3 protein-coding genes are annotated in these 2,838 nt (G+C 58.4%); all 3 read right to left on the bottom strand.

Annotation, left to right across the window (positions count from 1 at the left end; genetic code table 11):
* Positions 1 to 764 (bottom strand): crotonase/enoyl-CoA hydratase family protein (locus ABVQ20_RS40360; protein WP_354465419.1); only part of this gene is annotated, 764 nt, incomplete at its 3' end.
* Positions 765 to 849: 85 nt separating this feature from the next.
* Complete coding sequence (locus tag ABVQ20_RS40355) at positions 850 to 1,995, bottom strand: CaiB/BaiF CoA transferase family protein (RefSeq protein WP_354465417.1); 1,146 nt, start codon at positions 1,993 to 1,995, stop codon at positions 850 to 852.
* Between the two features lie 44 nt (positions 1,996 to 2,039).
* Positions 2,040 to 2,838, bottom strand: a 799-nt coding sequence (locus tag ABVQ20_RS40350) for an acetate--CoA ligase family protein (RefSeq protein WP_354465415.1), incomplete at its 5' end; no start/stop codon positions are given.

Below are 2,838 nucleotides of genomic sequence, written 5' to 3'. Positions count from 1 at the left end.
CCCTGCCAAACGGGCTTTCGCTTCTCGGCAAATGCTCGCAGGCCCTCGCGCTCGTCCTCCGACCCGAACACTTTCTGAACGATAGGCAACTGTTTCAACCGATCCTCCTCTGCTTGTCCATCGAGCGATTGGAACATGATCTCCTTGCTTGCAGCCAACGCAAGCGGTCCATTTTCAAGTAGCGATTGAGCCAACTTCAACGCTTCCTCGAGGGCTTCGCCTGGTTCGGTTAGATAGTTCACGACACCGAAGCGCTCAAAGTAGGCAGCGTCCTTGAAAGCTCCCGTCAGGGCGAGTTCCATTGCCAAGTGATATGGCATGCGCAGTGGAAGACGAACCAGAGCATTGGTCGCCAGCAAGTTGTGACGAACCTCGGGCAGACCAAACTTGGCGTCGCGCGCCGCCACAATCATGTCGCATGCCAAACATGTCTCGAAGCCGCCGGCCACGGCGTATCCTTCCACCGCCGCGATCAGCGGCTTGCGCGGCGGACGCCCCAGAATTCCAAAGTCCCCGCGCGCAAGCAGTGGAGGAGGGCCGTCCTTTGCCGCCGCTTTCAAATCCATACCAGATGAGAAATTGCCACCGGCGCCAGTAAGAACACCGACAAATAGGTCTTCCTCCCCATCAAGAAGATCCATCGCTGCCTGCATCGCCATGGCCGTGTCAGTGTCGAATGCATTTCTCACTTGGGGGCGATTGATAGTGACGATCAAGATATGGCCCCGGCGCTCGGTCAGAACTGGCCTCAACTCCTCGCTCATTCAACTCTCCTGTATCCACATCACCGCGCGGTCGTAGCGCTTGGTTGTTCCCTCGCCTTTCATCCGGACAAGGCCGAATTCAATTCTAAGCAGCCGGTCCCAGCGCGCCCGCTTTCGTCAGGTCATCCACTCTTTTTGAGCTGAGCTTAAGTTCCGAGAGCACCTCCTGTGTGTGGTGCCCACGGGCTGGAATAGAGGACAATTCTGCCGATGGCGTTGCCGAGAAGCGTGGCGCAGGTGCAGTCTGCAACACGCCGTCGACGATTTTATAGATTTGGCGTGCGACTATATGGGGATGCGCGGCCGCTTCCGGCGGTGAAAGAACGGGCGCAAAGCAAGCGTCAGTGCCTTCCAGAAGTTCGCTCCATTCGGCTCGGCTCTTCGTCCTGAAAATTGTCGACAGCTGATCGCCCAAAGCCTGCCAGTTCTCTGGGGTCGTCTGTCCTTTGACGAAGCGCTCGTCGTGATCCAAACCGAGGCGTCTTATGAATTCCACATAAAACTGAGGCTCCTCAGGTTGCACAATGATCCACTCACCATCAGAGCAGAGATAGGCACGATCCCAGTGCTTTCCGTGGGCAGCCGGCTTTGCATTTTCGAACGAGCCGCCAAGCTCGGGAAGAAACGTTATCAGAAGATTTAGCAGGTGCGCCGAGCCATCGACCATTGCGGCATCGACGACTTGGCCACGGCCATCTTGCCTAGCGCGCAGAATGCCAGCGAGGATACCCAAAGCTAGATAGAGTGCGCCACCTGCGACATCTCCCAACAGTGTCGGTGGTGCCTCGGGGCGCTGACCAGGCTGGGTCGCAAGCCACAGCGCTCCGGAAAGGGCCACGTAGTTAGCATCGTGTCCCGCCGCCTGGGATAGGGGGCCCGACTGTCCCCACCCGGTCATTCGGCCATAGACCAAAGATGGACGACGTGCGAGGCAAACGTCAGGACCCAAGCCCAGCCGTTCCATTACACCTGGTCGCATGCCTTCGATCAAAGCGTCAGCGCCATCGATCAATTGTAGGAAGGTCTCGACTGCTCCGGGCTTCTTCAAATCCATTATGATCGAGCGCTTGCCGCGGCTGCAGAGTGCCCATGGCCGTGGGCTGCCCGCGTCAGCGGCTGGACGCTCCACCGAAATCACGTCAGCACCGAGGTCGGCGAGCAACATACCGCAAAATGGGCCGGGCCCGAGCCCCGCCATTTCGATGATCTTCACACCTTTCAGAACGCCCATTTTGCAAATCTCTCCTGTTGCAATCCCGACATCAGTGCCAGGGGCTACCGATGCCGGACCAGCCGCATGACCGCATCCACGGCGACCGCACTTTGCCCCTGGGGGCGCACGATCAGCGGATTGATTTCGGCTTCGACGAAGCGCTCCTCGTTGGAGATTGCGAATTGGGCAAACCTTTGGATGGTGTCGACCGCTGCTTCAACATCGCCCTTCGGTCGGCCGCGCCAACCGTCAAGCAGTAGGAACAGTTTTAGGCTGCGCAGGGCCTCAGCAATCGTAGCACGCGAGGCGGGCAATAGGATCGTGGCAGTATCGCGCAGGAGTTCCGCTTCGGTGCCGCCCATCCCAATCGTGAGGGCAAGGCCCATCGAGTCTACCCGGCGTATGCCTACAAGCAACTCGCCGACTCCATCCATCACCATCTCTTCCACTAAGAAGTTGCGAATGGAGAGTTCGGGAGCAGCGTGTTTTAGTTTCTTTGCCATGGTGCGCACGGCTTGCCACGCCTCTTCGGGCGTACCCAAGCGCAGCACAACGGCTCCCAACTCGCTTTTGTGTGCCAGTCCTGCGCTAAGCGCCTTCACCGCCACTGGAAAATTAAGTTCGTCCAACCCACTGGTTTGATCTGGTGTCACAACGACACTTCGGGGCACCGCTATGCCAGATGCATCCAGTTCGGCTTTGGCAGCTGCCTCATCGAGAGCGACCTCGTCGCTCGAACGAACCGCATACCTTGGTAGAAGAATTTCTTCGTCCGTCCTTTGAGAAAGGGCGTCCGCCAGCTCCGACAAGCGCATTGCATTTGACACAGCACGAAGGCCGTCTTCCATCCCCTGCAGCGGG

Origin of the sequence: Mesorhizobium shangrilense (assembly GCF_040537815.1) — a bacterium.
Classification (GTDB): Bacteria; Pseudomonadota; Alphaproteobacteria; order Rhizobiales; family Rhizobiaceae; genus Mesorhizobium; species Mesorhizobium shangrilense.
The sequence above is the reverse complement of the archived record's forward strand: the minus strand, read 5'-3'. Positions and strand labels throughout refer to the sequence as shown.